This is a genomic window from Umezawaea sp., assembly GCF_036375055.1.
In the GTDB taxonomy this organism is placed as follows: domain Bacteria; phylum Actinomycetota; class Actinomycetes; order Mycobacteriales; family Pseudonocardiaceae; genus Umezawaea.
In genome coordinates this window covers 52,437-78,121 of the sequence record NZ_DASUSQ010000028.1, presented here as the reverse complement: position 1 = coordinate 78,121, position 25,685 = coordinate 52,437, and the positions used below count along the sequence as shown (strand labels likewise).

Annotated in this window: 23 protein-coding genes, 1 tRNA gene and 1 pseudogene; 10 read left to right on the top strand and 15 right to left on the bottom strand. The window is 71.4% G+C overall.

What is annotated here, in order from left to right:
- Positions 1 to 487: DUF3883 domain-containing protein (locus VFZ92_RS09685; RefSeq protein ID WP_330875493.1), on the top strand; the 487-nt coding region annotated here is incomplete at its 5' end.
- 212 nt (positions 488 to 699) lie between these two features.
- Here the strand turns inward: VFZ92_RS09685 and VFZ92_RS09680 are convergent.
- From VFZ92_RS09680 to VFZ92_RS09650, 7 genes and pseudogenes are all read right to left on the bottom strand, one after another.
- A tRNA-Pro gene (locus VFZ92_RS09680) sits at positions 700 to 773 on the bottom strand.
- A 171-nt stretch (positions 774 to 944) separates the two neighbouring features.
- On the bottom strand, positions 945 to 2,081 hold the full coding sequence (locus VFZ92_RS09675; RefSeq protein WP_330875492.1) for a sensor histidine kinase: 1,137 nt from the start codon (positions 2,079 to 2,081) through the stop codon (positions 945 to 947).
- Positions 2,078 to 2,722 carry a response regulator transcription factor gene (locus VFZ92_RS09670; protein ID WP_330875491.1) on the bottom strand — a complete coding sequence of 215 codons (645 nt, stop codon included), beginning with the start codon at positions 2,720 to 2,722 and terminating at the stop codon, positions 2,078 to 2,080. Before VFZ92_RS09670 ends, VFZ92_RS09675 begins: the two co-directional genes overlap by 4 nt.
- A gap of 46 nt (positions 2,723 to 2,768) precedes the next feature.
- Positions 2,769 to 4,208 (bottom strand): ribosome biogenesis GTPase Der, encoded by a 1,440-nt coding sequence (der, locus tag VFZ92_RS09665; protein WP_330875490.1) that lies wholly within the window; start codon positions 4,206 to 4,208, stop codon positions 2,769 to 2,771.
- Positions 4,209 to 4,254: 46 nt separating this feature from the next.
- A complete protein-coding gene (gene cmk, locus VFZ92_RS09660) occupies positions 4,255 to 4,965 on the bottom strand; it encodes a (d)CMP kinase (protein ID WP_330875489.1) in 711 nt (236 codons plus the stop codon).
- 101 nt (positions 4,966 to 5,066) lie between these two features.
- Positions 5,067 to 5,432, bottom strand: a complete 366-nt coding sequence (gene aroH, locus VFZ92_RS09655) for a chorismate mutase (RefSeq protein WP_330875488.1) — start codon at positions 5,430 to 5,432, stop codon at positions 5,067 to 5,069.
- 14 nt (positions 5,433 to 5,446) lie between these two features.
- Positions 5,447 to 6,594: pseudogene (locus VFZ92_RS09650) on the bottom strand (DUF1015 family protein).
- A gap of 58 nt (positions 6,595 to 6,652) precedes the next feature.
- Between VFZ92_RS09650 and VFZ92_RS09645 the strand changes: the two are divergent.
- The 4 genes from VFZ92_RS09645 to VFZ92_RS09630 all read left to right on the top strand — a co-directional run bounded on the left by VFZ92_RS09645 (position 6,653) and on the right by VFZ92_RS09630 (position 10,350).
- A complete protein-coding gene (locus VFZ92_RS09645; protein WP_330875487.1) occupies positions 6,653 to 7,135 on the top strand; it encodes a cation:proton antiporter regulatory subunit in 483 nt (160 codons plus the stop codon).
- 6 nt (positions 7,136 to 7,141) lie between these two features.
- Complete coding sequence (locus tag VFZ92_RS09640) at positions 7,142 to 8,329, top strand: cation:proton antiporter (protein ID WP_330875486.1); 1,188 nt, start codon at positions 7,142 to 7,144, stop codon at positions 8,327 to 8,329.
- 100 nt (positions 8,330 to 8,429) lie between these two features.
- Positions 8,430 to 9,605, top strand: a complete 1,176-nt coding sequence (locus VFZ92_RS09635) for a S8 family serine peptidase (protein WP_330875485.1) — start codon at positions 8,430 to 8,432, stop codon at positions 9,603 to 9,605.
- A 304-nt stretch (positions 9,606 to 9,909) separates the two neighbouring features.
- Entirely contained in the window at positions 9,910 to 10,350 is a 441-nt protein-coding gene (locus VFZ92_RS09630; RefSeq protein ID WP_330875484.1) for a DUF6319 family protein, read from the top strand.
- A 53-nt stretch (positions 10,351 to 10,403) separates the two neighbouring features.
- Here VFZ92_RS09630 and VFZ92_RS09625 read toward each other — a convergent pair whose 3' ends face one another.
- Positions 10,404 to 11,363 carry an NADPH:quinone oxidoreductase family protein gene (locus VFZ92_RS09625; protein WP_330875483.1) on the bottom strand — a complete coding sequence of 320 codons (960 nt, stop codon included), beginning with the start codon at positions 11,361 to 11,363 and terminating at the stop codon, positions 10,404 to 10,406.
- A 5-nt stretch (positions 11,364 to 11,368) separates the two neighbouring features.
- The gene (locus VFZ92_RS09620) at positions 11,369 to 12,172 is read right to left on the bottom strand and encodes an SDR family NAD(P)-dependent oxidoreductase (protein ID WP_330875482.1); all 804 of its coding nucleotides are present in this window, start codon (positions 12,170 to 12,172) and stop codon (positions 11,369 to 11,371) included.
- A gap of 137 nt (positions 12,173 to 12,309) precedes the next feature.
- Here VFZ92_RS09620 and fabG point away from each other — a divergent pair, with 137 nt between their 5' ends.
- The 3 genes from fabG to VFZ92_RS09605 all read left to right on the top strand — a co-directional run bounded on the left by fabG (position 12,310) and on the right by VFZ92_RS09605 (position 17,016).
- Positions 12,310 to 13,074, top strand: coding sequence for a 3-oxoacyl-ACP reductase FabG (gene fabG, locus VFZ92_RS09615; protein ID WP_330875481.1), 765 nt, complete (start codon positions 12,310 to 12,312; stop codon positions 13,072 to 13,074).
- Positions 13,075 to 13,085: 11 nt separating this feature from the next.
- Positions 13,086 to 13,538 carry a MaoC family dehydratase gene (locus VFZ92_RS09610; protein WP_330875480.1) on the top strand — a complete coding sequence of 151 codons (453 nt, stop codon included), beginning with the start codon at positions 13,086 to 13,088 and terminating at the stop codon, positions 13,536 to 13,538.
- Positions 13,539 to 13,752: 214 nt separating this feature from the next.
- Positions 13,753 to 17,016: a tetratricopeptide repeat protein gene (locus VFZ92_RS09605; RefSeq protein ID WP_330875479.1), complete on the top strand. Its 3,264-nt coding sequence runs from the start codon at positions 13,753 to 13,755 to the stop codon at positions 17,014 to 17,016.
- On the opposite strand, the gene VFZ92_RS09600 is transcribed toward VFZ92_RS09605, so the two are convergent.
- The 4 genes from VFZ92_RS09600 to VFZ92_RS09585 all read right to left on the bottom strand — a co-directional run bounded on the left by VFZ92_RS09600 (position 17,013) and on the right by VFZ92_RS09585 (position 20,150).
- Positions 17,013 to 17,579, bottom strand: coding sequence for a TetR/AcrR family transcriptional regulator (locus tag VFZ92_RS09600; RefSeq protein WP_330875478.1), 567 nt, complete (start codon positions 17,577 to 17,579; stop codon positions 17,013 to 17,015). The genes VFZ92_RS09605 and VFZ92_RS09600 overlap by 4 nt on opposite strands.
- A 13-nt stretch (positions 17,580 to 17,592) precedes the next feature.
- The gene (locus VFZ92_RS09595; RefSeq protein ID WP_330875477.1) at positions 17,593 to 18,126 is read right to left on the bottom strand and encodes a 3'-5' exonuclease; all 534 of its coding nucleotides are present in this window, start codon (positions 18,124 to 18,126) and stop codon (positions 17,593 to 17,595) included.
- Positions 18,127 to 18,215: 89 nt separating this feature from the next.
- A complete protein-coding gene (locus tag VFZ92_RS09590) occupies positions 18,216 to 18,977 on the bottom strand; it encodes an SDR family NAD(P)-dependent oxidoreductase (RefSeq protein ID WP_330875476.1) in 762 nt (253 codons plus the stop codon).
- 27 nt (positions 18,978 to 19,004) lie between these two features.
- Complete coding sequence (locus tag VFZ92_RS09585) at positions 19,005 to 20,150, bottom strand: acyl-CoA dehydrogenase family protein (RefSeq protein ID WP_330875496.1); 1,146 nt, start codon at positions 20,148 to 20,150, stop codon at positions 19,005 to 19,007.
- A gap of 103 nt (positions 20,151 to 20,253) precedes the next feature.
- Here VFZ92_RS09585 and VFZ92_RS09580 point away from each other — a divergent pair, with 103 nt between their 5' ends.
- A complete protein-coding gene (locus tag VFZ92_RS09580; protein ID WP_330875475.1) occupies positions 20,254 to 20,877 on the top strand; it encodes a TetR/AcrR family transcriptional regulator in 624 nt (207 codons plus the stop codon).
- Between the two features lie 311 nt (positions 20,878 to 21,188).
- Here VFZ92_RS09580 and VFZ92_RS09575 read toward each other — a convergent pair whose 3' ends face one another.
- Positions 21,189 to 21,461, bottom strand: coding sequence for a GlsB/YeaQ/YmgE family stress response membrane protein (locus tag VFZ92_RS09575; RefSeq protein ID WP_330875474.1), 273 nt, complete (start codon positions 21,459 to 21,461; stop codon positions 21,189 to 21,191).
- 121 nt (positions 21,462 to 21,582) lie between these two features.
- On the bottom strand, positions 21,583 to 22,383 hold the full coding sequence (locus VFZ92_RS09570; RefSeq protein WP_330875473.1) for a sporulation protein: 801 nt from the start codon (positions 22,381 to 22,383) through the stop codon (positions 21,583 to 21,585).
- Positions 22,384 to 22,540: 157 nt separating this feature from the next.
- On the opposite strand from VFZ92_RS09570, the gene VFZ92_RS09565 reads away from it, so the two are divergent.
- Positions 22,541 to 25,549, top strand: a complete 3,009-nt coding sequence (locus tag VFZ92_RS09565) for a carboxyl transferase domain-containing protein (protein ID WP_330875472.1) — start codon at positions 22,541 to 22,543, stop codon at positions 25,547 to 25,549.
- The last annotated feature ends 136 nt before the right edge of the window (positions 25,550 to 25,685 follow it).

Sequence of the window (25,685 nt, the reverse complement as noted above, 5' to 3'; positions counted from 1 at the left end):
TGGAGAACCCGCCCCAGAGATCGCCGAGGTGATCGATGCAAGTGAACGTGCCGCACTTCGACGCGGCAGCCGAGGACAGGGAAGACGGTTGAGTGCCGAGGAGAGGTCGGCGATCGAGCGGCGCGCAATGGACGTGGCCAGCGCTCACCTCATCGCCCAGGGCTACACGATCAAGGACGTGGGAGCCACGGAACCCTACGACATCGATGCGCACAGGGAAGACGGCAAACACCTGTTCGTCGAAGTGAAGGGGACGACTTCGCTCGGCACCGAGGTGGTACTCACTCATGGCGAGGTGCGGTTGATGAAGGAGCAGCACCCCAACACAGCCCTAATGGTTGTGCAGTCAATCCGGCTGGACCGTCCCGACGGCGAACTGACCGCCTCCGGTGGCGACCTTCACGTGACGCATCCGTGGAAGATCGACGATATTGATCTGGCACCCGTCTCCTACCGCTACACGGTCCCCAGACCTGATGGGCAATAGCTCTTTGCCAGGTAGCTAAGGACGACTCCGACCAGATCGAGCACCCTGCTTCGCATCCTGGAGCGCCGCTGTCTGGTGCGACCAGGTAACACAACGGTCCACAAGTGGTCCACAGCCAGCCCTGAAAGTGGATCATCACAAGATCAATACGCGAACATGAAAAAGCCCGTCTGATCTGGCACTATGCCTTGATCAGACGGGCTTTTCGACCGTCGGGACGACAGGATTCGAACCTGCGACCCCTTGACCCCCAGTCAAGTGCGCTACCAAGCTGCGCCACGTCCCGGCCACACTCCCTTGCGGGGTGCTCGGAAAGCTTAGCGCACCGCCCAATCCCCTCCCGCACGGCCCCCCACATACCCCCTGACCAGCCTATATAGCAGGAGCCCGCCAGTGCGGCGGGCTCCTGCTCCCCTCGGTCCCGATCGGCCCCCCGATAGTCGATCGACCAGCGCAACTATGCGTTCGTCGGGTTTCGTTCACCACCGCCATAAGTCGAGTGTTCTCGGTCAACTTTCGTCCTACCGGTCGGTAGCGTGGCTTCCAAGGTGAAGCCGCCGTCGGAGGTCGGGGCCGCGGTGAAGGTGCCTCCCAGGAGGGTCACCCGTTCGGAGAGGCCGTGCAGGCCTGTGCCGCCGGGGTCTTGCTGGGGTGGGCGGTGGAGTGGGGGCGCGTTGGTCACCGTCACGTGCAGGTGGTGGTTGTGGGTGGTCAGGCGGATTCGCACGGGGGCGTTGGGGGCGTGCTTGGTGACGTTGGTGAGCGCTTCCTGGATGACGCGGTAGACGGCTCGGCCCGCGGCTGGGCCGGGGGTGGTGGCGTTGGTGGCGTCGAAGTCGACGGGCAGGCCCGCGGCTCGGGCTCGGTCCACCAGGTGGGGCAGGTCGGTGTAGCCCTCGGCCGGTTCGCGGGGGGCGTTGAGCAGACCCAGGGCGGCTCGCATCTCGGCCAGCGTCTCCTTGGCGAGTTCGCGCACGCGCAGCGCCGCGTCCCTGGTGCGTTCCTCGGCGGTGGTGGCGGCCAGGGCGGCCGATTCCACGGCTATGAGGGTGGCGTGGTGGCCCACGGCGTCGTGGATCTCCCTGGCTATCCTGGCCCGTTCCGACGCCCTGGCCGTGGCTTCGAGCGCTTCCAGTTCGGCCTCACGGGCTCGGCCGGTCTCGGCGAGGCTGGTGGTCAGGTCCTGCCTGGCGGTGATGAGGGCGCCTATGGCGGCCGGGGCGGCGGACATGAAGAACGTGTAGGCCAGGGTGAGGAGGGCCTGGTTCGGGGGCAGGCGTTCGTTGAGCACGACGAACGTCGTGGGGACGGCGGTGGCCAGCAGGACGCAGGCCGTCGGGATCCTGTGGTCCCCTGTTCGGCGGCCGGTGCGGTAGAAGGCGACCACGGCGGGTGGCCAGCCCAGGCCGCCGCAGATGGCGGGCAGGCAGAGGACGGTGGTCAGCCAGGGCCAGCGGTGGCGCAGCGGGAGCGCGAGGCACGCGGCCAGGGCGGTCGGGACCGACCAGGTGAACGGGTACGTGCCCGCCATGACGACCATGGCCGCGGGAACGCCGACGGCGAGGAGTTCCAGTGCGGCGCGGCGGAGGGTCACCACGTGACGCCGTTCGCGCGTTGGGCCACCAGCGCGGCCTGGACGCGGTTCTCGACGCCCAGCTTGGTGAGGAGCGCTGAGACGTAGCTCTTCACGGTGGCCTCGGTGAGGCCGAGGTTGAGGGCGATGGCGGCGTTGGGCTGGCCGTCGGCGAGCAGGTCGAGGACCTGGCGCTCGCGGCCGGTGAGGCCTTCGAGCTGGTGGTTCTCGCGCAGGCCGGAGCCGCGCAGCCTCGGCAGGAGGCGGGCGGTGATCCTGGGGTCCAGGACCGCGCCGCCGGCTGCCAGGTCCAGCACGGCCCTGACCAGGGCGTCCGGTTCGGCGTCCTTCAGCAGGAAGCCCTGGGCGCCCAGGTCGAGGGCCGTGGCCACGTAGTCGTCCAGGTCGAACGTGGTCAGGATCGCGACCACGGGCGGGTCGGGGAGGTCGCGGAGGCGGCGCAGCGCCTCCAGGCCGTCGACGCCCGGCATCTGGACGTCGACCAGGACCACGTCCGGCTGGACGCGGGAGACCACGTCGAGCAGGTCGGCGCCGTCCGAGGCCTCGGCGATCACCCGGATGCGGTCGTCGGTCTCCAGCAGGACCTTGAGCCCCCGCCTGAGCAGGGGCTCGTCGTCCGCCAGCACCAGTCGCACCGCCACGTCGCCCAGGAGACCTCATCCGGCCGCCGCGGGCAACAGGGGTGCGCTACTTCTTGCCGCGCTTGTCGCCGGGCTTGCCGCTGAAGCCGCGCTTCTCGCGAACGCGCACGGAGACGCGGACGGGGCTGCCGACGAAGCCGAACTCCTCGCGGAGCTTGCGCTCGATGAACCTGCGGTAGCCCGCCTCCAGGAAGCCGGAGGTGAACAGCACGAACGTCGGCGGCCTGGTCGCGGCCTGGGTCGCGAACAGGACCTTGGGCTGCTTGCCGCTGCGGACCGGCGGCGGGGTGGCGGCGATGAGGGCCGTCAGCCACGAGTTGAGCTTGCCGGTCGGGACGCGGGTGTCCCACGACGCCAGCGCGGTGCGCAGGGCCGGGGCCAGCTTGCGGACGGCGCGACCGGTCAGCGCGGAGATGTTGACCGTCTCCGCCCACGGCACGCGCACGAGGCCGCGTTCCAGCTCGCGGACCATCTCCTTGCGGCGGTCCTCGTCGACGAGGTCCCACTTGTTCATGGCCAGCACGATGCCCTTGCCGGACTCGACGGCCATGGTGAGCACGCGCAGGTCCTGCTCGCTGATCGGCTCGCTCGCGTCGAGGAGCACGATGGCGACCTCGGCCGAGTCGATCGCGGCCTTGGTGCGCAGCGACGCGTAGTACTCGGCGCCGCTGGCGAAGTTCACGCGCTTGCGCAGGCCCGCGGTGTCGACGAAGCGCCACACCTCGCCGTCCAGCTCGACCATGGAGTCGACCGGGTCGACGGTGGTGCCCGCGACCGCGTCGACGACCGAGCGGTTCTCGCCGGTCAGGCGGTTGAGGAGGCTGGACTTGCCGACGTTCGGCTTGCCGACCAGCGCCACGCGGCGGGGGCCCGTGACGGGCTTGAAGTCGTCGCGCGGGCTCTCCGGCAGGGCGGCGAGGATGGCGTCGAGCAGGTCGCCGGAGCCGCGGCCGTGCAGACCGGAGACCGGCCACGGCTCGCCGAGGCCCAGCGACCAGAGGGACGCGGTCTCGGCGAGCAGCCGCTCGTCGTCGACCTTGTTCGCGACCAGCAGCACCGGCCGCTTGGAGCGGCGCAGGATCTTGGCCACGGCCTCCTCGGTGGAGGTCGCGCCGACGGTCGCGTCCACGACCAGCAGGATCACGTCCGCCGCGGCCATCGCCAGCTCGGCCTGCGCGGCGACGGCGCCCTGGAGGCCGGTCGCGTCCGGCTCCCAGCCGCCGGTGTCCACCACGGTGAACTTGCGGCCGCTCCACAGCGCGTCGTAGGCGATGCGGTCGCGCGTCACGCCGGGCACGTCCTGCACGACCGCCTCGCGGCGGCCGATGAGGCGGTTCACCAGGGTCGACTTGCCCACGTTCGGCCGTCCGACCACGGCCAGCGTCGGCTGCGGCACGGCGACGCCGTCCTCGCCGTCCCCCGAGCCGTCACCGTCGAAGGCCGACCAGTCGGACTCGTCCGTCCACGTGCCGTCCAAGTCCGTCACTTTGCTTCTCCACTCACACTTCTGTAGCGAAAATCGTTCAGGTCGGTCACCTGGTCACCCGGTCCGCCACCCGGAGACCGCGCCGGTCGACCAGGTCGAGGAGCGCGTCGACGGTGCCCGCGAGGTCCAGGAACGTCGTGTCGACCTCGACCGCGTCGTCCGCGGGCCGCAGGGGCGACACCGCGCGCGTCGAGTCGTAGTTGTCGCGCCGCTGCACGTCCGCCAGCGTCGCGTCCACGGTGGAGGAGCGCCCGGCGGCGGTGTCCTGCCTGGTGCGGCGCTGCGCGCGCGCCTCGGCGGACGCCGTCAGGTACACCTTCAGCTCGGCGTCGGGGGCGACGACGGTGCCGATGTCGCGGCCTTCCACGACGATGCCGTCGGCCTCGGCGATGATCCGGCGCTGCTCGGCGACGAGCAGTTCGCGGACCTCGCGCACGGCCGACACGGGCGAGACGGCGAGGGTCACGTCGGCGCCGCGGATCTCGGTGCCGACGTCCTGGCCGTCGAGCGTGGTGGTCGCGTGGGCCGGGTCGGTGCCGAGCACCAGGCGCGACGACCGTGCGATGGAAATCACCCGTTCGGTGTCGAGCGGGTCGACCCCGGCGCGCAGCACCGCGAGGGTCACGGCGCGGTACATCGCGCCGGTGTCGAGGTACCGGGCGCCCAGGATGGCCGCCAGCCTGCGGGCCACGGTGGACTTGCCGGTGCCGGAAGGCCCGTCGAGGGCCACCACGCCACGCAGCTCACCTTGTCCCACCGCGACTTCCTCCTGATGTCGATGACGCGGGTCGCGATGTACCGGCGCCCGCAGCCCCCCATTGTGCCTGGTGCGGAGCGCCACGCACGCACCAGGCGTGGTTACCGCTGCTTCAGGTCCGTGCGCAGGGCCGCGGCACCCCGCAGGTAGACGTGCTTGACCGCCGAGCGCGGCAGGTCCGTCTCGACGTGCGCCATGAGCCGGATCACCCTCGGCATCGCGCCGGGCACCGCGATCTCGGTCGCGGACAGCAGGGGCACGTCGTCCAGCCCCGCCCGCCGCGCCGCGTAGGCCGGGAACTCGGACACGACGTCCGGTGTCGCGGTCAGGATGACGCTGATGACCTCGTCGCTGGTGAGGCCGTTGCGCGTCAGCACTTCCCGGACCAGTTCGGCCGTCGCCCCCAGCACCTGGTCGCGGTCGTCGGCGTCGATCTGGGTCGCGCCGCGAATCGCTCGTACCGCCATTCGGTGGACTCTAGTCAGGACAGGTCCGCGAGCAGCAGACCGCTGCGGGGTTTCGGGGTGAAGTAGGTGCTCTTGCGCGGCATCCGCTCCCCCGCCGCGTGCACGGCGAGCACGTCGGCCAGCGGCACGGGGCCACGAGCAGCACGGCGTCGGCCGCGATCGACCGCCACCGCTCGTCGGTCACCGGTCGCACCCGCGGGGACTCGGGGTCGAGGCCGAGGGCCTTCTCCAGCAGCAGGGACTCCACGGTGGCGTGGTCGATCCCCGGCGCCGGCAGCTCGACGCGCAGCACGCGGTCCCGGCACGCCACCACGACGGCGCCGGGTTCCGGCGGTCGCACGGCGGGCAGGTCGTCGACGCGCAGCCCGACGCCGCGCCAGGCCGCGGCCAGGTCGTCGGCGGACAGGCCGGTGTCGACGAGGGCGCGGTGGATCGGGCCGATCCGCAGGGCGGGCCCCGCCGTGACCAGGGCGAGCAGTCCGCTCAGGCCCGCGGCGGCCGCGGCGGCGACCCGGTGGTTGCCGTCGGCGACGAGCAGGGGGTGGGCGCCCGCCGCGTCGAGGAGGGTGTCCTGGGCGTCGCCGGGCCCGACGAGCCACACGCGGTGCCGCCGTCCGCCGGAGTCGACCAGCGACACGGCGGGTTCGCGGTCGAACGCGGCGTGCAGCAGGGTGGTCAGGTCGTCGCGCGGGGCGACCGGCACGAGCATCGCGGCGCTGGTGGCGACGCCGAGCCCGGCGAGCACGCGGGCGCGTTCGGCCACCACCTCGGGGTAGACCTGCTCGCTGTGCCGGACCCGGCTGATCCCGTCGGCGTCGACCGCGGCGGGGTCGACCAGGCACAGCAGCCCGCACGCCGTCCCGTCCGGGCCGTCCACCCAGTACGGCGCGACCACGTCGGCGACCGGCCGGTAGGACCGGCGCAGCAGTTCCGCGAGCGCAGCCCGCGCGACCGGCAGCGACTCCACCAGACCCGTCCCCGCGGCGAGCGCGGTGGGCGTGCGGTGCGGGTGCTGCACGGCGAGCAGCGTGCCCCGGCCGCCGCCGGGCCCGGCGAGGGCCTGGACCACGCGGTCGGGTTCGGCGAACTCGTCCACGTCCGGGCCGGGCACGCGGTCGCGCACGACCCACCCGCGCCGCACCGGCTGGAGCCATCCCGTCATGCCGGCACGGTACTGCGGTCGGCAATCCGGTCATCGGACGTGAAGGTAGGCTGCGGGCATGAACGTCGAGGTGACGCCACTGCCGGGGATCGGCACCCGCCAGGACTTCATGATCCGATCGGGTCGCCGGATCGGGGTGATCACCTACCGCGACGGCAAGTTCGAGTTCATCCTGTCGAAGACCGACGACCCCGACGCGTGTTCGGCCTCCATACCGCTGACACCGCAGGAAGCGGGCACGCTGGCAGGCCTGCTCGGCGCGCCGCAGCTCGTGGCGCACCTGGAGGACCAGCACAGCGAGGTCACCGGGATCGACACCAAGCAGTTCCCGATCGTGCCCGGCTCGCGGTTCGACGGCGGGGAGCTCGGCGACACCCAGCTGCGCACCAGGACCGGCGCGTCCATCGTCGCCGTCGTGCGCGCGGGCACCGTGCACCCCTCGCCGCGCCCGGACTTCGTGTTCACGGGTGGTGACCTGGTCGTGGTCGTCGGCACGTCGGACGGCCTCGCGGCGTCCGCCGAGATCCTGGGCGGTGGCTGAGCACCCGTGCACACCACCGCGATCGCACTGATCCAACTCGGGGCGGTCTTCTTCGGGCTGGGCCTGCTCGGCCGAGTCGCGTGGAAGATCGGCATCTCCCCGATCCCGCTGTACCTGATCGGCGGCCTGGCCTTCGGGCACGGCGGGTTGATCCCGTTGGACGGCATCGAGGAGTTCACCCACCTCGCCAGCGAGATCGGCGTGGTGCTCCTCCTGCTGCTGCTCGGTCTGGAGTACTCGGCGAGCGAACTGGTCACCGGCCTCAAGCGGTCGTGGATGGCCGGTCTGCTCGACATCGTCCTCAACGCGACGCCGGGCGCCGTCGCCGGTCTGCTGCTGGGCTGGGGCCCGGTCGGCGCGCTCGCGATGGCGGGCGTCACCTACATCTCCTCCTCCGGCATCATCGCGAAGGTCCTCGGCGACCTCGGCAGGCTCGGCAACCGGGAGACGCCGGTCGTGCTGTCGGTGCTGGTGTTCGAGGACCTGGCGATGGCGGTCTACCTGCCGATCCTGACGGCCGTGCTGGCGGGCGTGAGCTTCTTCGGCGGCCTGAGCGCGGTGGGCATCTCGCTGGCCGCGATCACGGTCGTGCTGGTGGTCGCGCTGAAGTACGGCCGGTTCGTGTCGGCCATCGTGGACTCCCCGGACCACGAGGTGTTCCTGCTCAAGGTCCTGGGCTCCGCGCTGCTGGTGGCGGGCATCGCCTCGCAGCTCCAGGTGTCGGCCGCGGTCGGCGCGTTCCTGCTGGGCATCGCGATCTCCGGTTCCACGGCGGAGAACGCGACCCGGATGCTGGAGCCGCTGCGCGACCTGTTCGCCGCGATGTTCTTCGTCGTGTTCGGCCTCAACACCAACCCCGCGTCCATCCCGCCGGTGCTCGGCGCGGCCGTGGCGCTGGCCGTCGTGACGACGCTGACGAAGGTCGCGACCGGCTGGTGGGCGGCGAAGCGGCAGGGCATCGCGAAGCTGGGCCGGGCCCGCGCGGGTGCGGCGCTGGTGGCGCGCGGCGAGTTCTCCATCGTCATCGCGGGCCTCACGGTCGCGTCCGGCGCGGTGGACGAGAAGCTCGCGGCGCTGGCGACGGCGTACGTGCTGCTGATGGCGGTGCTGGGGCCGGTGGCGGCGCGCATCGTCGAGCCGGTGGTCGGTCTGGTGCGCAAGCGCCGCGGTGCGCGGGAGGCGGCAACCGCCTGAACCGGTTGCGGCATCCGGGTGAACCCCGGTATCTGCGAGGTCGTCGGCGTCTCACTACCGGCAGAGGTTGACCGCCGCCACCTCCCCGAAGGGGGTCCTCATGTCACAGCCGACGAGTGCCGAGACCACGGGTCGCTTCCTGGTGCTCCTGGAGAACAACTCGACCGCAGCGGGCGTCCGCGAGCTGAACCGCGTCGCGGGCATCCAGGTCGCGACCACGGCCGACACCGTGGCCGAGCAGATCGCCAGCACGGACGGGGTGATCTTCCACGAGCTGGGCATCGCGCTCGTGGACGCCACCCCCGACCAGCTCCCCGGCCTGAACCGCGCGATCGACGAGCCCGGCCCGGTGCTCGCCGTGGAGGCCGAGCGGGTCGTGCACGCCATCACCACGACGGACGCGGACGAGACCGCTTCGGCCGCGGCCGTGGACGAGAGCGTCTTCACCTGGGGCTTGCAGGCCGTGGGCGCCGGCCTCAGCACCGCCACCGGCAAGGGGATCCGGGTCGCGGTGCTGGACACCGGTTTCACGGTCGCGCACCCCGACTTCGCCGGGCGCACCGTGACCACCAGCTCGTTCGTCACCGGCGAGGCGGTGGACGACGAGCACGGCCACGGCACGCACTGCGTCGGCACCTCGTGCGGTCCGCGCACGCCCGCCTCGGGCCCCGGTTACGGGGTCGCGCACGAGGCGGAGATCTACGCGGGCAAGGTGCTGGGCAACTCCGGTTCCGGCTCCGACGGCGGGATCCTGGCGGGCATCGAGTGGGCCATCGCCAACGGGTGCGCCGTGATCTCGATGTCGCTGGGCGCCACCGTCCGCCCCGGCACGCCGCACTCGGCGATCTTCGAGCAGGCGGCGTCGCGGGCGCTGGCCAAGGGGACGCTGATCGTGGCCGCCTCGGGCAACGACAGCAGGCGGCCCGGCACCGTCTCGCCCGTGGGGCACCCGGCGAACTGCCCGTCGATCATGGCGGTCGGGGCCGTCGACGTGAACCGCGCGACGGCGTTCTTCTCCTGCGGGACCGTCGACACCGTCGGCGCGGTGGACGTGGTCGGCCCCGGCGTCGACGTGCACTCCAGCTGGAAGGCCGGGGGCACGAAGAGGTTGCAGGGCACCAGCATGGCCACCCCGCACGTCGCGGGCGTCGCGGCGCTGATGGCCGAGAAGCACGGGGCCAGGGGGTTCGAGCTGTGGGCGCGGCTGGCCCAGACCGCGCGCAGGCTCCCCTCGCCCTCGACCGACGTGGGTGCGGGATTGGTGCAAGCTCCCTGAGGTTCGCGCCGGGAGGTCGCCGGTGGAGGGGCAGCGGGCCGTGCGGGAGTTCCCGCTGGGGTGAGCCGTCGGCCGGATCGGTGCACACCTCCCGCGGACCGCCGAGCCGTGGTCGTGTGTTTTGGACGTTCTGGTGGGGTGGGAAGATGGCCGGACGATTGCGGCGCGCTGGGCGCTTGTCGAACCTTCAGCTTCTCGGATCGAACAAGTGTTCTATGCTATTGCCGGGTCGAGCCGGTATTGCCAGAGAGGAAACCAGAACGTGTCTAACACGCTCACGGAGCAGAGTGACCAGGTAGACGCGGTGGAAGCCACGATCCCGGCGGCCCCCCAGGCCGTTGCGGAGTCGGTGCCCGCGGTGAAGCCGGTGGCGGACGCCGCCGCGGTGAAGCCGGTGGCCGAGGCCCCCGCCGAGCCGGTGGCGGACGAGGCTCCCGCCAAGCCGGTCAAGCGGGCCAAGAGCACGGCGAAGAAGACGCGGACCGTCGAGCTGACGCTGACGGTGACCGGGACCATGGACGGGGACTGGCAGGCAGACCTGCTGCACGGCACCCAGCGTGTCGTGCAGGGCCTCACCATCCCGGCCATCGCGGTGTCCAAGGCCGCCAAGGAGCTGCACGAGGACATCTTCAGCGGGATCGAGACGGTTCTCGAGGCGGCGCGCGAGCAGCACCGCACCCGCATGGAGGAGCTCGAAGCCGAGCTGGCGAAGGTGAAGCAGGCCCTGGCCGAGCTGAGCGACTGACGTCCTGACCGCGAAAGGCCCCTTCCGGCGATGTCGGAAGGGGCCTTTCGTCGTCAGCGGTTGGGGTCCAGCAGGAGTTTGCCGCTGGTGCGGCGGGCACGCAGGTCCTCGTGGGCGCGGCGGACCTCGGACATGCCGTACTCGCCGCCGGGGACGGCGCGGAGCTTGCCCTCCCGCACGAGGGTGAACAGCTCGTCCATGGCCTGGTGGACGACGCGGCCGGGCAGGCGGAACGCGTGCGGCAGCCACATGCCGATGACGGCCGTGGAGCGGCCGAGCAGCTTGACCGGGTCGACCGCGGTCGGCTTCTCGCGGCTGGCCATGCCGTAGAACACGAGCCTGCCGAACGGGGCCAGCGCGGCGATGCTCTGGTCCGTCACGGAACCGCCGGTCATGTCGAGCACGATGTCGACGCGGCGGCCGTTGTTGGCCTCCTTCAAGGCGTCCGCCATGTTCTCCTCGGTCGAGGAGATCGCCACGTCGGCGCCGAGGTCGAGCGCGAGCTTGCGCTTGTCGTCGGTGCTGGCGGTCGCGATGACGCGGCCCGCGCCCCACAGCTTCGCCAGCTGCACGGCGATCGAGCCGACCCCGCCCGCGGCGGCGTGCACGACGACGCTCTCGCCCTCCAGCAGGTGAGCGCTGCGGCGCAGCAGCAGCCACGCCGTCGCGCCCTGGACGACGAGGCTCAGCGCGGTCAGGTCGTCCACGCCCTCGGGCACGTCGAACGTGGTCGCGGCGGGCGCGACGGCCTTCTGCGCGTAGCCGCCACCGCCGCTGGTGAGCGCGACGACGCGGCGGCCGTCGGAGGTGAGACCGGTGATCTCGCCGCCGGGCACGATCGGGAGTTCGGTCTTCGACAGGTAGGAGTTCTCCGCCTGGTGGGTGTCGGCGTAGTTGAGGCCCGCGCGGCTGACCTCGATCAGCACCTCGCCGGGGCCCGCGACGGGGTCGGGCAGCTCGGTCTCGGTGAGGACCTCGGGTCCGCCGAACTCGGTGATCTGGATGGCACGCACGGGTGTCAGGCCTCCTGTCCGGTCGCGAAGGCGCCGGGGTCGACGGACATGCGCTCGCCGGTCGCGGACCGCGGACCGGGGGCGTTGCGGAAGGTGAACGGCTGCGACTCGCGGCCGGGCACGACGAACCAGCACTCGCCGGTGCCGTTCGACTCGGCGATCGCCATGAACGCCGTGACGACGTCGGCGACCTCCATGATCGGCATGTTCGTCGACTCGAGCGTTTCGCGGAAGGGCGCGATGATGGCGGTGTCGGCGAACGACGGGCACAGGGCGTTGACCCGGACCCGGTCGCGGACCAGGGACGGCGCCAGCGAGCGCACGAGTCCGACGACGGCGGTCTTGTTGGCCCCGTAGACGGGGTCCATGGGTGTCGGCGTGATGCCGGCCATGCTCGCGGTCGCGATGATCTGGCCGTGGCTGGCGCGCAGCGCGGGCAGGGCGGCGTGCACGCCGTAGACCACGCCGTCGAGGTTGATGCCCATGACGCTGCGGTAGCGCTCGGGGTCGAAGTCGTCACCGAGGCCGAACCCGGTGGAGATGCCCGCGTTCAGGGCGACGAGGTCCAGCGAGCCGAACCGCTCCACGGCCGCCGCGACGGCCGCCTTGCTGTGCTCGGGGTCGCGCACGTCGCAGTGCACGTACAGGCCGTCGACCTCGTCGGCGATCACCTTGCCCCGGTCGCCGTCGATGTCGGCGACGACGACGTGCGCGCCCGACCCGGCGAGGCGGCGGGACACGCCCGCGCCGATTCCGTTCGCCGCACCGGTGATCAGCGCGACCTTGCCCTCGAACCTGCGGTCCTCCACCGGCACAACTCCCTCGTGACTACATTCCGACCAGTCGGTATGGTTCCGGCAACATGCTATGCCGTTTAGCTGGCGCGAGCCAGCCCGCGCGGAGTAGTTTCTAAGCGCTTGCTTAGCTCTCGTTCAAGGAGGAACCAGTGGCCGCAGAAACCGCATCGAGGGTAGCGATCGTCACCGGCGCGGCACGGGGCATCGGCGCCGCGACCGCGTGGCGACTGGCGCAGGACGGCTTCGCCGTGGCGCTGCTCGACATCGACGCGGAGAGCTGCGCCGACGCCGCCGAGAAGATCAACGCCTCCGGTGGCCGCGCCCTCGCGCTGGCGCTGGACGTCAGCGACTCCGCGCAGGTGACCGAGGTCGTGCAGAAGGTCGCCGACCAGCTCGGCGCGCCGACCGTCCTGGTGAACAACGCGGGCATCCTCCGCGACAACCTGCTGTTCAAGATGACCGACGACGACTGGGACGCGGTCATGAACGTCCACCTGCGCGGCTCGTTCCTGATGAGCCGCGCGGTGCAGAGGTTCCAGACCGAGCAGGGCTGGGGCCGCATCGTGAACCTCTCCAGCACCTCCGCGCTGGGCAACCGGGGCCAGGCCAACTACGCCACGGCCAAGGCGGGCCTCCAGGGCTTCACCAAGACCCTGGCCATCGAACTCGGCAAGTTCGGCGTCACCGTCAACGCCATCGCACCCGGCTTCATCGCCACGGAGATGACCGCCGCCACCGCCGCGCGGATGAAGGTGGACTTCGAGGACTTCAAGAAGGCCGCCGCCAGCCAGATCCCGGTCGCGCGCGTGGGCACCCCGGACGACATCGCGCACACGGTCTCGTTCCTGGCCAGCGAAGGCGCCGGTTTCGTGTCGGGCCAGGTCATCTACGTCGCAGGCGGACCGAAGGACTGAGGGGACAGACCATGCGCGTTTTCGCTTCCCTGGACGAGTACACCGCGGCGAAGGGCGAGCACCTCGGCCACGGCGAGTGGCACGAGATCACCCAGGACGAGATCAACCTGTTCGCCGACGCCACCGGCGACCACCAGTGGATCCACATCGACATCGAGAAGGCGAAGGCGGGCCCGTTCGGCGCGCCGGTCGCGCACGGCTACCTGACCCTGTCCCTGATCCCCATGCTGGTGAAGGACATCTACACCATCGAGGGCCTGAAGATGGGGGTGAACTACGGCCTGAACAAGGTCCGCTTCCCCAGTCCGGTCGTCGTGGGCTCACGGGTGAGGGCGGGGGCGGAGATCCTGGACGTGGTCGACCTCCCGCCGGGCAAGCAGGCCGTGGTGAAGGTGACGGTGGAGATCGACGGCAACCCGAAACCGGGCTGCGTGGCGGAAACCGTGGTGCTCTTCGTGGCCTGAACGCGTGCCCGCCCGGTGACGGGGGCGCGCCGAACCGCTCGACGAGCGCGCTCCCGTCACCCGCGATCCGGCCCGCACAAATCGGGAAACCCTTGCGCGGCAACAGAACCGCACTATTGCGGCACCTCGGCCCCGGATGAACGACACGCCCGTCCGGGAGAACTCGTCCGCGGTGTTCCCGGGCTAGCCTGTCCACTTCCTCGGAGGTGGCGGCATGTGGTGGCGGAACAACGCCCCTCAAGAAGCTGTCGGTGGCACCGTCCACAACAGCGCCAACGGCGACATGATCGGCCCGGTCGTGCAGACCGGTGCCATCCACGGCGACGTCCACGTGAACGCGGCCAAGCGGGGGTTCGCCCTGCGGTCGTTCCCCGGCCCCGAGCACTCCGCGCTGCCGGAACCCTCCCGGCGCCAACCGAGCCAGTTGCTGCTGGCGCGCAACGAGGTCGTCGACTTCATCGGCCGGGAACCCGATCTGCGGGAACTCGACCGGTGGCGGCGGAGCGCGCCCAGGATCGACGCCCTGCTGCTGCACGCGCCGGGCGGGTTCGGCAAGACCAGGCTCGCGGTGAAGTTCGCGGCCCGGTCGGTGGCCGCGGGGTGGACGGTCGTCTTCGCCCAGCACGGCAGCGATCCGGGGTTCGCGGCCTGCGACGGGCTCGGCCCGGCCGGAGCGGAGGGGCTGCTGGTCGTCGTGGACTACGCGGACCGGTGGCCGCGGAGCGACCTGCTGGCGCTCATCGAGGACGTCAGGCTGCGGCACAACGGGGCGAGGCGGATCCTGCTGCTGGCCAGGTCGCCCCGCCGGTGCTGGGACCTCCTCCAGTACCCGCTGCGCAAGCTGGGCATCAGCGCCGACGCCCGACGGCTCCCGGAACTCGCGAGGGACCTCGCGTCGAGGCGCGAGGTCTTCACCGCGGCGCGCAACCGGTTCGCCGAGGTGTTCGGCGTGGACGCCGCCGGCGTGCGCCCACTCGGTTCGCTCGACCACAGCGCCTACGGGTCGGTGCTCACCATCCACATGGCCGCGCTCGTCGCCGTGGACGCGTCCGCCCGGCGGACGTCGCCCCCGACCGAACCCGGAGCGCTGTCGGAGTACCTCCTGCACCGGGAGGTCGACCACTGGGCGGCGATGCGCGAGACCAGGGCGATCACGTCCCGGCACGAGGAACTCGCGCGCGCGGCGTTCATCGCCACCCTGGCCGGTCCCGTGTCCCACCGCGAGGGCGTCACGGTGCTGCGGGGCCTCGGGGTCGCGGCGTCGGACTGCGAGGCCGGGCGGATCCTGGCGGACCACAGCGCGTGCTACCCGCCCGCCGACGACCGGACGGTGCTCGAACCCGTTTACCCGGACAGGCTGGGCGAGGACTTCCTGGCCTACTGCCTGCCCACCGGGACGACGGGCAGGGACGACGCCACGCGGATGCTCGACCCGTGGACGGTGGACGTCGCCTCGCGGTTGATCGACGAGGGCGTACCGCACGGCCAGATGATCACGGTGCTGACCGAGTCCGGCAAGCGGTGGCCGCACGTGGGCGCGCACCTGCGGGACCTGCTGCTCGTGGATCCCGGCCGAGCGGTCACGGCGGGGGGCGCCGCGCTGATGGCGGTCGCGAACGCCGCCGACATCCCGGTGCTCGCCGCCATCGAACCCTTCCTGCCCGACCACCACGCCGACCTCGACCCGGCCGCGGCGGCCCTCGTGCGGAGGCTGACCGACCACCGGCTCGCGCGCACCAGCTCACCCGAGGTGCGCGCCCGGCTCCTGACGGGCCTCGGCTGGAGGCTCGGCAACGCGGGCGCGTTCGACCAGGCGCTGCGCACGACGGAGCCCGCGGTGCGGATCTACCGCGGCCTCGCGGCCGACCACCCCAGTGCCCACGAGCCGGGGCTCGCCCTCTCCCTGCACCACCTCGGCACCCACCTCGCGGGGATCGGCCGCAAGGAGGAGGCGCTGGAGGCGTCGCAGGAGGCCGTGGCGATCCGCAGGCGGCTCGTCGAGGTCGACCGGTGCCCGCACGAGGCCGATCTCGCGTCGTCGCTCAACAACCTGGCCGCGGACCTGGCCGAGGTCAACCTGCGGGAGCTGGCGCTGGCCACGGTCGAGGAGGCCGTGGACATCCACCGGCGGCTCGCGGCCAACGACCCGACCGCGCACGAACCCACCCTCGCGGCGACGCTGAACAACCTCGGCATGCACCTGGCGGGCGTGCAGCGGACCGCGAAGGCGCTCGGCGTCGCGGAGGAGGCGGTCCGGCTGTACCGGAACCTCGCCGCCCGCGACCCCCACGTGTTCTCCCCCGACCTCGCGAGCGCACTGCACAACCTCGGCACGCACCGGGCGGAACTCGGCCACCTCACCGCGGCCTTCGACGCGACGGAGGAGGCGGTGCTGATCCGCACGCGGTTGGCCGTCAGCCGCCGGGTCGTGTTCGAGGCGGGGCTGGCCGCTTCCCTGCACAACCTCGCGACGACGTGCGCCGAGCTGGGGTTCGGGGACCTCGCGCTGGCGCACGTCCAGAACGCCGTCGACCACTACGAGCGGCTGCACTTCGCCGCACCGGAGATCTACGCGCCGGAACTGGCGGTCTGCCTGCACAACCAGGGCGCCCACCTGGCCCGCGCGGGCAAGCTCGCCGACGCCGCGGCGGCCTCCCGGAGAGCGGTGGAGATCCGGGCGGACGTCGCCGGGACCGCCCTGTCCCGCTACGAGGAACTGCTGGCGAAGGCGATGCGGCGCCTCGGGGTCCGATTACCGGGGCCCGCGCCGTTGGACGAGGAGCCTTCCCCGGCCGTGAACAGCCTCCAGGAGTCCGTGAACGCCATCGTCAGGTCGATGGACCCCGGCAACGTGCAGTCGACGAGGAACCTGGAGACCAGGCTGGCCCGAGCGGCCAGGTTGACCGCGGTCGTCGCGAGCGCCAGTCCGGCGGTGGCGGGCCACCTCGCCCTGGGCCAGCGCGAACTCGCGCGGGTGGAGTGCCAGCTCGCCAGGACGCTCAGCAGCCTCAGCTCGCGGCTGGTCGACGTCGGCAAGGGCAGCGAGGCGCTGAAGACCTCGGAGCAGGCGGTGTCCACCTGCCGCCGCCTCGTGGCCGTCGACCCGGTCCTCTACCGCCCGGACCTCATCTCGTGCCTGGCCAACCACGGTCTGCGGCTCGCGGAGTCCGGCCACCGGGACCACGCGCTGAAGGCCACCGAGTACGCCGTCCGGCTCCTGGGCTGGCCGTCCGGCATCGACCCCGAATCGGCGACGGCCATGACCGCCTGCGCGTTGCGGGCCTACGCCTGGGTGCGGCTGAAGGCCTCGCTGGAACTGGAGTCCGCCTCGGACGCGATGGAGCAGGCGCACGCGATCTACCTCAGGTTGGCGCGGGACGAACCGTCCGCGTTCCGCGACGCGGCCCTGGCGACCAAGCGGACGCACGACGGCGTGCTGGCGCTGCTCGGCGACCCCGACGAACTCCCGCCCGACTAGGGGCGCAGCGAACCGACCAGCAGGTCCGCGTAGTGCCGCCCGACGTCCTGCGCCGACAGCGCTCCCTCCGGGCTGTACCAGGTGGCCAGGTGGTGCACGGCGCCGAAGTAGTAGTGCACCGTCACGTCCGCGGGGACGTCGGCGCGGAACACCCCGGCGGCCTGCCCCTCCTCCACCAGCGCCCGGAACCGCTCGTGGTACCGCCGCCGGTCCAGCCGCATCGCCAACCGCTTGTCCTCGGCCAGGTGGTCGGCGGACCGGAAGTACACCTTCGCCTGGTCGAAGTTGTCGATGCTGGTCACGATCACGTCGGCGGCCGCGGCGTGCAGCCGCTCCACCACGGACCCGTCGCCCGCCGCGATCTTCTCCAACCGCTCCGTCTGCATCCGCAGCACGCTGCCGTAGATCTCGTGCAGCAGGTCGTCCTTGGACCCGAAGTAGTGGTACATCGCCCCTTTGGTGACCCCGGCACGGTCCACGACCTCCTGTACGGCCACCCGGTCGAAACCCTTGGCGGCGAACAGTTCGGTCGCGGCGCTGATCAGACGCTCGGGGACGGTCACCGCCGAAGCCTACCTACCTCCTGGTGGCCCGCAGAATTCCCCCGAACAGGGCGGCGATGTTCCAGGCGTCGTCATCACCCCGGTGGTGGGTGCCCTCCAGCGGAAGACCCGCCACCGCCAACGCCTCGGCGAGACCGACCTCCCGCGGCAGCACCCGGCTCAACGCGAACAGCGTCTTCACGTTCACGTGCCGGGGCCCGAACGGGTAGTTCCCCTGCCGCTCGAACTGCTTCCGGTCGTAGTCGCCGTAACTGGCCCACACCCTGTCGCGGGACCGGAACTGCCCGCGCAGCACCGCGCACGCCTCGGCGTAGGTGACCCCCGTCGACACCTGCTCGGTGGTGAGGGTCGTCAGCGACGTGCAGAACGCGCTGACCGTCGACCGTTCGGGCCGCACCAGGATGCTGTGCTTGCCCAGCCGCTCACCGGACTCGACGTCCAGCTCGCACACGCCGATCTCGATGATCTCCGACGTCTCGCCGGCGGGCGGGTCGCCGTCCCAGCAGGTGGCCTCGACGTCGACGACCAGCACCCGGTCCAGTTTCACCGGCCCATCGTGGCACGGGTCCTCATCGGACCGGAACGACGAACCCCGCGCACGGCGGACGACCGTGCGCGGGGTCCGGGGGAAGGGGATCAGCCGCCGATCGAGATCCCGCCGTCGACCACCAGGGTGGTGCCGGTGACGTACCCACCGGCCGCGGAAGCCAGGAAGACCACCGCCGCCGCCAACTCCTCGGGGTCACCCATCCGCGACATCGGCGTCCGCGCCAGGTTCCCCTCCAAGTACCCGTCCGGGTAGGTGTCGGTCATCTCGCTGGCGAAGTAGCCGGGCGCGATGGCGTTGACCCGGATCCCCTTGCGGGAACTCCACTGCGCCGCCAGGTCCCTGGTCAACCCCATGAGCCCGGCCTTGGACGCCGAGTACGCCGCCTGCGGCAGCCCACCGGACATCAACCCCAGCACGCTGGAGATGTTGATGATCGAACCGCCCTGCTTCATCGCCGCGGCGGCGGCCTGCGCCATCCAGAACGCCCCGTTGAGGTTCACGTCGATGACCCCGCGGAACTGCTCCGGCGTCTCCCGCGACGCGGGCACGGCCGTGCCCACACCCGCGTTGTTCACCAGCACCGACACCGGCCCGAACCCCGCCGCCTCCTGCGCGATCCGACGGCAGTCCTCGGGCAGCGACACGTCGGCCTGCACGATGAGCGCCCGGCGACCCGCGGACTCGACCAGCCGCGCGGTGTCCTTCAGCTTCTCCGCGCGCCGAGCCGCGAGCACCACGTCCGCGCCCGCTTCCGCGAGCGCCTTGGCGAACGCCACGCCGAGCCCGGAGGAGGCGCCCGTGACGATGGCGACCTGGCCGTCGAGCCGGAACTTGTCGAGGATTCCCATGTCAGCAGAGCCTTTCCGGGTAGGTGGTCACAGGCCCAGGTCGCGGCCGATGAGTTCCTTCATGATCTCGTTCGACCCGGCCCAGATCTTCGTGACCCGAGCGTCCATCCACGCGCGGGCGACGCGGTACTCGGTCATGTACCCGTAGCCGCCGTGCAGCTGCACGCACGCGTCGAGCACCTCGTTCTGCACGTCCGCGCTCCAGTACTTCGCCTTCGCCGCGTCCACGGCCGTCAGCTCGCCGCGGGTGTGCGCCAGCGTGCACTGGTCCAGGAACGCCTGCGTGACGTCGACCTTCGTGGCCAGCTCGGCGAGCAGGAACTTGTTGTGCTGGAACGAGCCGATCGACTGCCCGAACGCCTTGCGCTCCTTCACGTACTCGACCGTCTCGATCAGGATCTGCGCGGCGTGCGCGAGGTTCGAGATGGCGCCACCGATCCGCTCCTGCGGCAGGCGCTCCATCATGTAGATGAACCCGCGGTCGACCTCGCCGATGACCTGCTCGGCGGACAGCCGCACGTCGCTGAAGAACAGCTCCGCCGTGTCCGACTCGGGCTGCCCGACCTTGTCCAGCTTCCGCCCGCGCTCGAACCCCTTCATCCCGGTCTCGACGGCGAACAGCGTGATGCCCTTCGCCCCCTTGTCGGGCGAGGTGCGCGCGGCCACGATGATCATGTCGGCCGAGTACCCGTTGGTGATGAACGTCTTGGACCCGTTGAGGATCCAGTCCGACCCGTCGCGCACGGCGACGCTGCGCAACGCGGCCAGGTCGGACCCGCCCGACGGCTCGGTCATGCCGATGCCCGTGGTCATCTCACCGGAGCAGAACCGCGGCAACCACCGCTGCTTCTGCTCCTCCGTGCAGAGGTCGACCAGGTAGGGCGCGACCACGTCGCCGTGGATCCCGATGCACGACGCGACACCCGCGCTGAGCTTGCACAGCTCCTCGCCGAACACCGCGTTGAACCGGTAGTCACCGGCCGCGCTGCCGCCGTACTCCTCCGGCACCTCAAGCCCGAGCAGCCCCTGGCGCCCGGCTTCCAGCCACGCCTCGCGGTCGATGAACCGCTGCTCCACGTACTTCTCGTAGTTCGGCCGCAACGTGCGGTCGACGAACTCCCGTGCCGATTCCCGGAACGCGTGGTGGTCAGCGTCGAACAGCGTCCGCTGCACTGGAAGCCTCCTCAAACGGGCATACTAAGCGGTTGCTTAGGTTCTAAGCGCGCGCTTAGATTGCAGTACGATCCACACCCCTGTCAACACGTCCGGAGGACACATGACCAGCCTGGGTGAAGGCGAGTTCGCCCTGCTCGACCAGTCCTGGCACGACGCCATCACCCCGGACGCAGCAAGACGCATGCTCATCGCCGCCGCCCAGGCCTTCGCGGACAAGGGCTACCACGCCACCACCACCAGGGACATCGCCGCCAGAGCGGGCATGAGCCCGGCAGCGGTCTACATCCACTACCGCTCGAAGGAAGACCTGCTGTTCCAGATCAGCAAGGTCGGCCACGAACGATCGCTCAAAGTCCTGACAGCGGTACAAGACCCAAATCCCAAAGACCGCATGGCAAGAACAGTGGCGGCCTTCGCCCGCTGGCACGCGGAATTCCGCACCACGGCAAGAGTGGTCCAGTACGAACTGGGATCACTCTCACCAGAACACCACGCGGTAGTAGTGGAACTCAGGCGCAAAATAGAAACCCACATGCGCCACATAGTAGAAGAAGGCGTAAGAACAGAAGTCTTCGAAGCCCCGGACCACAAGGGCGCAGCCCTGGCCGTACTCTCACTCTGCATAGACGTGGCCAGGTGGTACCGCCCAGACGGCAAGAGAACCCCAGAAGAAATCGGCAACCTCTACGCAGACCTAGTACTAAGAATGCTGACAAAACCATAGCAACACAACAACAAACGCAAGCCACCGCCTTCCCTGGACCAGTGGCCGATTTTACCCGGGGAATTTGCCCCTTGCAATGGCAGATCGGGCAGGTTGACACCACCTGCCCCTTGGCCCGATCAAAGGGGCAAATCGAGGGGTCCCCGAGTCACATCGGCCACCCCGGCCGGAACCGACAGCCACCCGATCCGACGCGACCGACAGCCACGCAATCCCCAGGGGCCGGCAACCTCCCCGATCCACAGGCCCCCCGAACAGCAGAAACGCCCACCGCCCCACAGAGGACCGGCAGGCGTTCCGCCACACCACGACTAGTGGACGCTGCGCTTCCCGTACAGACCGGCGGCCAGCGTAACCCCGACCGCCGCGATGGCGATCTGCACGATCAACTCGATCCAGTCGATCCCCGGCGTGTCCACCACACCGAAGATCCGCGCCACGAACGTGCCGAGGAACGCCGCCACCACGCCGACCACGAGGGTCAGCCAGAGCGGGATGCCCTGCTTGCCCGGCGCCACCAGCTTGCCGAGCAGGCCGATGATCAATCCGATGACCAGAGCGCCGATGAAACTGCCGATGCTCACGATGCCTCCTGCGGGTTGGACAACCCTCGATGAAGCACCCGGCCCGAGTCCGGGGTCTTCGCGATCAGCATCCCACCGAACGCGGGTCTCGCAGGGTGAACATCAGGTTCGTTCGCCCACCTCAGTGACCGAAGCCCCCGAACGAACCACGGCGACCGGCGATCTGGTCCATCCAGTTGTGGATGATGCCCGCCCAGTCGGCGCCCACGGCCTCCTGGTGGCTGAGGTGGAAGTGGCCGAAGCTGTCGCCGCCCGAGCGGAACACGCCACCGCGGCGGTCGGCTTCGAGGATCACCCACAGGCTGTGGGGGTCGGCCACGAACGTCAGCTCGACCTGGCTGATCTTGGCCAGGAACTGCTGCGGCGGCACGAACTCGATCTCCTGGTAGAACTGGAGCTGCTGCGGCACGCCGTGCAGGCGCCCCGCCTCGTTGTCCGCGCGGGTGAAGCGGAAGCCGAGCTGCACGAAGGCGTTGAGCACGCGCTCCTGCGACTGGAGCGGGTGGACCGCGACCGGGTCGAGGTCGCCGGGGTCGACGGCGCCGCGGACGGCGAGTTCCGTGCGCAGGCCGAGGGTCATGCCGTGGAGCTGCTGGCCGCCCACGACGTTGATCGGCGACTCCAGCGGCACCTGGTACTGGAACGGGATGACCATGTTCTGGCCGGGTGCGACGGTGATGCGCTGGGCGACGAACACCTTGCCGTAGTCGACGTTGCGGACCGTCTCGCTGTCGCTGCCCTCGAACTCGACCCTGGTGACCAGGGAGAGCGCCACGTGGTCGATGTCGGCGGGGTGGTCGCCCCCGGCGATGCGCACCTCCCCCGTCAGCAGTTCGCCGGGACGCGTGTTGGGGTTGGTGAGCACGGTGTCGACCGTGGGACCGCCCACTCCGAACGCGCGCAACATCCTCTTGAACACCACGGGGGACCTCCTGGGGCGGCTGGCGGCTTCACAGTTGCGGTGAAGTGTGTCCCATGGACGCCCGGCGAGGGCGTCCGGTTCCACCTGGACGGGGACGTGTCGCGCTGCCACGATGAGAGCCCGACAACATACTAAGCGGTCGCTCAGGAGGTCCCCCGTGTCAGGACTGCTCGTCGCCAACCGGGGTGAGATCGCGGTCCGCGTCCTCCGCACCGCCGCTGACCTGGGGCGTCGCACCGTGGCGGTGCACTCCGCCGACGACGCGGACGCGCTGCACGTCCGGCTCGCCGACACGGCGGTCGCGCTGGACGGCGTCGGACCGGCGCCCTACCTCGACGTCGACCGGCTCGTGCGCGCGGCGCTGGAGCACGGCTGCGACACCGTCCACCCCGGCTACGGCTTCCTGTCGGAGAACGCCGGGTTCGCGCGGGCGTGCGCCGACGCCGGCCTGGTGTTCGTCGGGCCGAGCCCGGACGTCCTCGCGCTGCTGGGCGACAAGAGCCGGGCCCGCGCGCTGGCCGTCGACCTCGGCGTCCCGGTGCTCGCGGGCACGGGTCCGGTCGACGTCGAGGCCGCGCGCGAGTTCTTCGCCGAGCACGGCCCGGTGATGGTCAAGGCCGTCGCGGGCGGCGGCGGGAAGGGGATGCGGCAGGTCCACGACCTCGCGGACCTGCCCGCCGCGCTCGACCGCTGCCGCGCCGAGGCGCTGGCCGCGTTCGGCGACGGAGCCGTCTACCTCGAACGCCTCCTGCCGCGGGCCCGGCACGTCGAGGTGCAGCTCGTCGGCACGACCGTGCTCGGCGACCGCGACTGCAGCCTCCAGCGGGACCACCAGAAGGTCGTCGAGATCGCGCCCGCACCGCGCCTGGACCCGGCCCTGCGCAAGGCGCTGCACGACGCCGCGACCCGGATCGCGGAGGCCGTGGCGCACCGGGGGGTCGGCACGGTCGAGTTCCTGGTGGCGCCCGACGGCGGTTTCGTGTTCCTGGAGGCGAATCCGCGGCTCCAGGTCGAGCACACCGTGACCGAGGAGGTCACCGGCGTCGACCTCGTGCGCGCCCAGCTCCTGATCGCCGCGGGCGACGAGCCGGACCTCGCGCACCGGGAACGCGGCTGCGCCGTCCAGCTCCGGATCACGCTGGCCTCCGCGGGCACGGTCACCGCGTTCCAGCCCGCGACCGGGCCCGGCGTCCGCGTGGACACCCACGCCCACCCCGGCCACCGGGCGAGCGACCGGTTCGACGCCCTGCTCGCCAAGCTGGTCGTGCACGCCGACGACCTGGACACCGCGCTGCGCAAGGCCCGCCGCGCGCTGGCCGAGTTCCGGGTGGACGGTGTGCCGACGAACCTCGCGTTCCTGCGCGACCTGCTGGAGCGCGACCTGTCCGACGCGCACACCGGTTTCCTCGACGACCTCCCCGCGCCCGCGGCCCAGGACGGCCCCCGCTCCCCCGTGGCGGGCACGGTGGTCGCGGTCGAGCCCGGCACCGTCGTCGTGGAGGCGATGAAGATGCAGCACGTCATCCCCACCGGTTCCGGCCGCGTGCTGGTGGCGGTCGGCGACGCGGTCGCCGAGGGCGCGCCGGTGGCCGAGTCCGGCGACCTCGCCGAGGCCGAGGAAGCCGCGGCGGTCGACCTGGGCGCCATCCGCCCGGACCTCGCGGAAGTACTGGCACGACACGACTTCCGCCGTCCCGACGCCGAAGCGCGACGGCACCGGAGCGGCCACCGCACGGCCAGGGAGAACGTCGCGGACCTCTGCGACGACGGCAGCTTCGTGGAGTACGGCGGCCTGGCCATCGCCGCGCAGCGGCAGCGCCGGTCGCTGGACGACCTGGTCGACCGCACCCCGGCGGACGGCCTGGTGGCCGGGATCGGCACCGTCGGCGGCAGCCGGTCCGTCGTCCTGGCCTACGACTACACGGTCATGGCGGGCACGCAGGGCGTCCGCAACCACGCCAAGCTCGACCGGATGCTGGCGCTCGCCGACCAGCGCCGCCTGCCCGTCGTCCTGTTCGCCGAGGGCGGCGGCGGACGGCCGGGCGACACCGACCACGGTCTGGTCAGCGGTCTGGACACCGGCTCGTTCCACGCGATGGCGAAGCTCAGCGGCGCCGTGCCGCTGGTGGGCGTCGTCTCGGGCCGCTGCTTCGCGGGCAACGCCGTGCTGCTGGGCACGTGCGACGTGATCATCGCGACCGCCGACGCGACCATCGGCATGGGTGGTCCGGCCATGGTCGAGGGCGGCGGCCTCGGCGTGTTCCGCCCCGAGGAGATCGGCCCGGTGGACGTCCAGGTCCCCAACGGGGTCGTCGACGTCGCCGTGGCCGACGAGGCGGAAGCCGTGGCGGTGGCGAAGAGGTACCTCTCGTACTTCACCGGGCCGGTGGCGGACTGGACGGCCCCGGACCAGCGCGCGCTGCGGCACGCCGTCCCGGAGAACCGGCTGCGCGCCTACGACGTGCGCGCGGTCGTCGACACCCTCGCCGACACCGGCTCGGTGCTGGAGCTGCGCCGGGCGTTCGGCCGGGGGATCGTCACCGCGCTGGTCCGGGTCGAGGGCAGGCCGATCGGGCTGATCGCCAACGACCCCGCCCACCTCGGCGGCGCGATCGACTCCGACACGGCCGACAAGGCGGCCCGGTTCCTCCAGCTGTGCGACGCGTTCGACCTGCCGGTCCTGTCGCTGTGCGACACGCCGGGCTTCATGGTCGGCCCGGACGCGGAGCGCACGGCGACCGTGCGGCACCTGAGCCGGATGCTGGTCGTGGCGGCGAACCTCGACGTGCCCTTCGGGCTGGTGGTGCTGCGCAAGGCCTACGGGCTGGGCGCGCAGGCCATGGCGGGCGGCAGCCTCGCGGTGCCGGGGTTCACCGTGTCGTGGCCGAGCGGCGAGTTCGGCCCGATGGGCCTGGAGGGCGCCGTGCGGCTGGGCTTCCGCCGGGAACTGGAGGCCATCGCCGACCCGGTGGAGCGGCAGGCCGCGTTCGACGGGATGGTCGCCGCCTCCTACGAGCACGGCAAGGCCCTCAACCTGGCCGCCGCGTTCGAGGTCGACGACGTCATCGACCCGGCGGACACCCGCCGCTGGATCGCCACGGGCTTCGCGGGCTGGGACGGACGGCGCGCGGCGGGCAAGAAGCGCCCGTACGTCGACACCTGGTAGCGGCCGGAACCGGGCGTCCCCCGGTGGTGAGGACCTCCCGACGCCGCGGCCGGGGTCGGGCAGTTCCCGTCGGCCGCGGCCCGAACGGGTGACGGCTGCGCCGAACAGCCCAGCGACCTGCGTCAACCGTGGAGGA

Bases quoted from the DNA above. Each gene is read 5' to 3' on its own strand.
- aroH (WP_330875488.1), bottom strand. From the start codon at position 5,432: ATGGCGGTACGAGCGATTCGCGGCGCGACCCAGATCGACGCCGACGAC.
- VFZ92_RS09645 (WP_330875487.1), top strand. From the start codon at position 6,653: ATGAACGTCGAGGTGACGCCACTGCCGGGGATCGGCACCCGCCAGGAC.
- VFZ92_RS09635 (WP_330875485.1), top strand. From the start codon at position 8,430: ATGTCACAGCCGACGAGTGCCGAGACCACGGGTCGCTTCCTGGTGCTC.
- VFZ92_RS09610 (WP_330875480.1), top strand. From the start codon at position 13,086: ATGCGCGTTTTCGCTTCCCTGGACGAGTACACCGCGGCGAAGGGCGAG.
- VFZ92_RS09605 (WP_330875479.1), top strand. From the start codon at position 13,753: ATGTGGTGGCGGAACAACGCCCCTCAAGAAGCTGTCGGTGGCACCGTC.
- VFZ92_RS09590 (WP_330875476.1), bottom strand. From the start codon at position 18,977: ATGGGAATCCTCGACAAGTTCCGGCTCGACGGCCAGGTCGCCATCGTC.
- VFZ92_RS09580 (WP_330875475.1), top strand. From the start codon at position 20,254: ATGACCAGCCTGGGTGAAGGCGAGTTCGCCCTGCTCGACCAGTCCTGG.